A 5,451-nucleotide genomic window follows, 5' to 3' on the forward strand; every position below is an offset into this window, starting at 1 on the left:
CCCGTGATGCGGTGCAGGGGGTACGTGCGGACCTCGTCGGCCGTGTGGTCGTACGCCGTCACATAGCCGCCCTCGACGCGGACCGGGGCGATCACGCGCTGGCTGGCGGCGCCCTCCGCGTTCACGTAGCCGATCCAGATCGCGGAGCCGGTCATCGCCGCGGCCTGGACGGTGACCAGGGTCTCGGCCGACGTCGTACGGGGCAGCGCGTTCCCCCTGCACCGCATCACGGGCGTGGCGGAACTGGCCGACGACCAGCGGACCTGACGGCCCGGGGTCCGGGTTCCGGGGCGCTGGGGCCGGTCAGGGCAGGATCTCGACGTGCCCGTCGGTTCCGTGCACGCGGATCCGCTGCCCGTCCCGGATCAGCCGGGTGGCCCGCTCCACGCCCACGACGGCCGGCAGGCCGTACTCCCGGGCGATCACCGCGCCATGGGTCATCAGGCCGCCCACCTCCGTCACCAGGCCCGCGATTCCGACGAACAGCGGCGACCAGCTGGGGTCCGTGAAGGTCGTGACCAGGATGTCGCCCGCTTCGAGGTCGGCCTCAGCCATGTCAAGGATGACGCGGGCCCGCCCCTCGACGGTCCCGGCGGAGACCGCCAGGCCGGCCAGGGCGCCGGCCGGCACGTCGTCGCGCCGGTACGCCCCGGTGACGGCCTCACCGTCCGATGTGAGCACCCGGGGCGGTGTGAGCGCCCGGTACGACCGGAACGCGTCCTTGCGCTGCTGGATGAGCAGGTCATCCACCTGGTGCGAGCGCACCACGTCGCGCAGTTCCTGGAACGTGAGGAAGAAGATGTCCTCCTTCTCGGCGAGCACATGGGCCTGCACGAGGCGCTCGGCCTCCTCCATCAGGGCCTGCTTGTAGACGGAGTAGCGGCTGACGATGCCGTACTTCGGGTACTCCCGGTACCCGGCGAAGGCCCTGACCCGGTCGATCATCCGCTTGGCCTCGTCGGCCTTCCGGTCCCCGTCCGGCAGGGCCCGCAAGCGGGACAGCACGTCCTGTTCCTTCTTCCGCGCCTTCTGCCGCCCTTCCTCGAAGCGCCGCTCGGCGGCGCCCGGTTCGAAGATCCTGACGTTGTCGAGGATCACGGGCACGAGCGTGCTGGGGCGCTCGCTCCAACGTGGCCTGGTGATGTCGATCTCGCCGACACAGCGCATGCCGTACCGGTCGAGGTAGGCCTCCATGGCGTCGCGCGCTTCGGTCCCGCCCGCGAGCTTCGCCAGCGCGTCCAGGAAGCCGTCGTCCTCGACGCCCTCAAGGAACGCCACCACTTCCGGGTACGGGCGGACCACGTCGGCGACGTCGAGCAGCGCCAGTCCCATCTCCGACGTGATGTTGCCGGGCGCGGACAGCGTGAGCGTGTCAGCCGCGTTCTTCTCGCCCAGCCACTCCCGCAGCTTGTCGTTGAGCCACCACGTGGCCTCCATGCCCGCCATGATCGCCTGGCTGTTCAGCGGATCACCGAGGACTCGCTTGTGCTCCTCGAAGGCCTCCAGCAGGAAGTCGAACAGCGCCGGTCCGGACTTCGTCCGGATGTCGCGTTCCAGGGCGGCGACGGACACCTGGCTGCGCTCGATCAGTTCGGTGATGATGGCCGGATCGGGCTCGGCCGGAGCGGACGGGACGACGGGCGGCGGCCCGCCGGGACCCGCGTCCGGGAGTGACGGGACGAAGTCGTCGCGGTCCAGGACGGTCTCCAGAGCGTCCCTGACCAGCGGATCGCCCCTCCCCATGATGTCCAGGAGGGCGGCGCGGCTCGCGGGCGAGGCCAGGCGCCCGGTGACGTCGACGAACAGCCTCCCGCCGGCCTCGTGCATCGGCACCATGGCCGTCAGCTGCCACATCGAGAACCCCAGGGGCTTCATGGGGTCGGTCATCATCTGCTGATGACCGACGGAGACGTAGACGTGATTGTCCCGGTCGTCGGTCTCGGGGATGGGGAACAGGGTCGTGATCGGCCGGCTCTGAACGATCTGGAAGTCATCGTCGGCCAAGCACCATTCGATGTCCTGCGGGCGGCCGAACCGCGCTTCGATCCGCCGCCCGAGCTCCACGAGACGCACGACCTGCCCATCCGTCAGCGACGGCTCCTCCTGCCGCCCCGCGTCGACCGCCACGTCCCGCGTACCGCCGGCCGGCAGGGCGTGAACGGCACGCTGTTTGGCGGCGATCGCCTTGGCGACGATCTCGCCGTCCCGCACCGTGAAGACATCCGGGTTCACCAGGCCGGAGACCAGGGCCTCGCCGAGGCCGAAGCCGGCGTCCACGGTGGCGACCTTCCGGTTGCCCGTGACGGGGTCGGCCGTGAAGAGGATGCCGGACGCGTGCGGGAGGACCATCTGCTGGACGACCACGGCCATGTGGACCGTGCGGTGGTCGATGCCGTTCCGCCGGCGGTAGGTCACGGCCCGCTCGGTGAACAGCGAGGCCCAGCACCGGCTGATGTGCTGGAGGACCGCCGTCGGCCCCACGATGTTCAGGTACGTGTCCTGCTGGCCGGCGAAGGAGGCCGTCGGCAGGTCCTCCGCCGTCGCACTGGACCGGACCGCGCAGGCGGCTTGCCCGCCGAGCCGGCCGAGCGCGCCGGTGATCGCCGCCGCGAGATCGTCCGGGACGGCGATCCCTTCGATGGTCCGGCGGATCAGCGCGCTGAGCGTGCGGATTCCCTCCCGGTCGTCCGGGTTCAGGCACGACAGCTGATCGAGCTGTTCGGCCATCGACGGCGCCCCCGCCATGACCCGCCGGAAGGCGTCCGTCGTGACGCAGAAGCCGTCCGGCACGCGGATGCCCTCGATCCGCGACAGCCCGCCCAGGTGCGCGCCCTTGCCGCCGACGACCGCGACCTGTGTCTCGTCGATCTCCTGAAGGTCCAGCACATACTGCGCGGTCATCGCGATTCCTCCGGGACGGCCGTGTTCCGTCGCACTGCGGTGGCCGGTCGGTTCACCGGCGCCTCCGGTTGTGCCGCCCCTGGTCCGACGTCACCGCGTCCCCCGTACGTCGACAACAGCAGATGCACATCGTGCCCTCATTTCCGCAGGTTGTGGCCTCGGCCGACGATTCTGCGCCGTGACCCGGGTCTTGTGGCAAGCCCCCCGGTGCGCTATATCTTGAAAGTGGCAAGGAGAGAGAGTTCTCCTTGCCTTTCCCTTTTTCGATGTCGGGGCGCCTGTTGAGTACCGCAGGCGTGGCGCTGTCCCTCGCCGGAGTGATGGCTCAGGTGTCGATGCGGGAGCGGTCCAGGGTGGCGGCGGAGCTGGTGATGAACTCCTTGCGCGGGGCCACCTCGTTGCCCATGAGCAGGTCGAAGACCGACTCGGCCGAGTCCAGGTCGCCGATGTTGATCCGGCGCAGGGTGCGGAAGCGGGGATCCATGGTGGTCTCGGCCAGCTGGTCGGCGTCCATCTCGCCGAGACCCTTGTAGCGCTGGATCGAGTCCTTGTAGCGGATGTTCCTGCGCCGGTACTCCAGCAGGGTCCGGCGCAGCTCGTTGTCCGAGTGCATGTAGACGTACCTGTCCTGGCCCTTCTTCGGCTGGACGAGCTCGATCCGGTGCAGCGGCGGCACGGCGGCGAAGACCCGGCCCGCCTCGACCATCGGGCGCAGGTACCGCTGGAACAGCGTGAGCAGCAGGCAGCGGATGTGGGCACCGTCCACATCGGCGTCCACGAGCAGGACGATCTTGCCGTACCGAGCGGCGTCGATGTCGAAGGTCCGGCCCGAGCCGGCTCCTATGACCTGGATGATCGCCCCGCACTCGGCGTTCTTGAGCATGTCCGAGACCGAGGACTTCTGGACGTTGAGGATCTTGCCGCGGATGGGCAGCAGCGCCTGGAACTCGGAGTTCCGGGCGAGCTTGGCGGTACCGAGCGCCGAGTCGCCCTCGACGATGAAGAGCTCGCTGCGCTCCACGTCGTCGCTGCGGCAGTCGGCCAGCTTCGCGGGCAGCGAGGAGGACTCCAGCGCCGTCTTGCGGCGCTGCGTCTCCTTGTGCCGGCGGGCCGCGATCCGGGTCCGCGCGGCCGCGACGATCTTCTCCGCCACGGCACGGGCCTGCTGCTTGCCGTCCCGCTCGGTGGAGGTCAGGAAGGCCTTGAGCTCCTTGGCCACGACGGTGGCGACGATCCGGTTGGCCGCAGAGGTACCGAGGACCTCCTTGGTCTGCCCCTCGAACTGCGGCTCCGCCAGCCGGACGGTGACGACCGCGGTGAGGCCCTCCAGCGCGTCGTCCTTGACGATGTCGTCCTCGGCGACGCGCAGCAGCTTCGCGGAGCGGAGCACCTCGTTGACCGTCTTGGTCACGGAGCGTTCGAACCCGGAGATGTGGGTGCCGCCCTTGGGGGTGGCGATGATGTTCACGAACGACTTCACGTTCGTCTCGTAGCCCGTGCCCCAGCGCAGGGCGATGTCCACGCCGAGTTCGCGGGTGAGCTCGGTGGGGGTCATGTGGCCGCGGTCGTCGAGGACCGGGACGGTCTCCTTGAAGGTACCCGTGCCGGTCAGGCGCAGGACGTCGCAGGCCGGCCTGTCCTGGGCGAGGTACGCGCAGAACTCGCTGATGCCCCCGTCGAAGCGGAAGGTCTCCTCGGTCGTGCCGGCCCCTTCCTGGGCGCGCTCGTCGCGGACGGCGATGGTCAGGCCGGGGACGAGGAAGGCGGTCTGGCGGGCACGCTGGTGGAGCGTGTCCAGCGTGAGCTCGGCGTCCTTGAGGAAGATCTGCCGGTCCGCCCAGTAACGCGTCCGGTTCCCGGTGCCGTTCGCGTTGCGGCTCTTCGCCTTCCGCTTGCGCAGGCCGCCGCCCGGGGCGAAGCCGGCGTCCTCACCGAGTCCGGAGTAGTGGCCGGGCACGCCGCGGCGGAAGCCGATCGCGTAGGTGTGGCCCGCCCTGTCCACTTCGACGTCGAGGCGGGCCGAGAGGGCGTTGACGACGGAGGCGCCGACGCCGTGCAGGCCGCCGGAGGCCGCGTACGACCCACCGCCGAACTTGCCGCCGGCGTGCAGCTTGGTCATGACGACCTCGACCCCGCAGAGGCCGGTCCTGGGCTCGACGTCCACGGGGATGCCGCGGCCGTTGTCCCGGACCTCCACGGAGGAGTCCTTGTGGAGGATCACCTCGATGCGGTCGCAGTACCCGCCCAGGGCCTCGTCGACTGAATTGTCGATGATCTCCCAGAGGCAGTGCATGAGGCCGCGGCTGTCGGTGGACCCGATGTACATGCCGGGGCGCTTGCGGACGGCCTCCAGTCCTTCGAGGACGAGCAGGTGCCGCGCGGTGTAGTCGGAGCCGTCCTGGGCCGGGGTGCGGGGACGGGCGGAAGGCGGAGTGCTCACGCATTCGCTCCAGGTACAGAGGATGGGTGGGTGACGCGGCCGGGGCCCGCGGACGCGGGCCCCGTACCGGGTGGTGCGACTGCCGCCGGCTCAGATGTCGAGGAAGCGGA

General features: G+C 70.1%; 2 protein-coding genes and 1 pseudogene. All 3 read right to left on the reverse strand.

All coding sequences use genetic code 11. The annotated features are described in order from the left end of the window. A pseudogene (locus J1C73_RS28940) lies at positions 1-209 on the reverse strand (WYL domain-containing protein); the annotation flags it as partial. A 94-nt stretch (positions 210-303) separates the two neighbouring features. After that, positions 304-2,901, reverse strand: a complete 2,598-nt coding sequence (rph, locus tag J1C73_RS28945; RefSeq protein WP_207318958.1) for a rifamycin-inactivating phosphotransferase — start codon at positions 2,899-2,901, stop codon at positions 304-306. A 325-nt stretch (positions 2,902-3,226) separates the two neighbouring features. Further along, positions 3,227-5,341: a DNA gyrase/topoisomerase IV subunit B gene (locus tag J1C73_RS28950; protein ID WP_207318959.1), complete on the reverse strand. Its 2,115-nt coding sequence runs from the start codon at positions 5,339-5,341 to the stop codon at positions 3,227-3,229. Positions 5,342-5,451: the final 110 nt, after the last annotated feature.

Source organism: Streptomyces laculatispora, assembly GCF_017353455.1.
GTDB classification, from domain to species: domain Bacteria; phylum Actinomycetota; class Actinomycetes; order Streptomycetales; family Streptomycetaceae; genus Streptomyces; species Streptomyces laculatispora.

Coding starts and splice junctions, on each gene's coding strand:
- rph (WP_207318958.1), bottom strand. CDS start 2,901: ATGACCGCGCAGTATGTGCTGGACCTTCAGGAGATCGACGAGACACAG.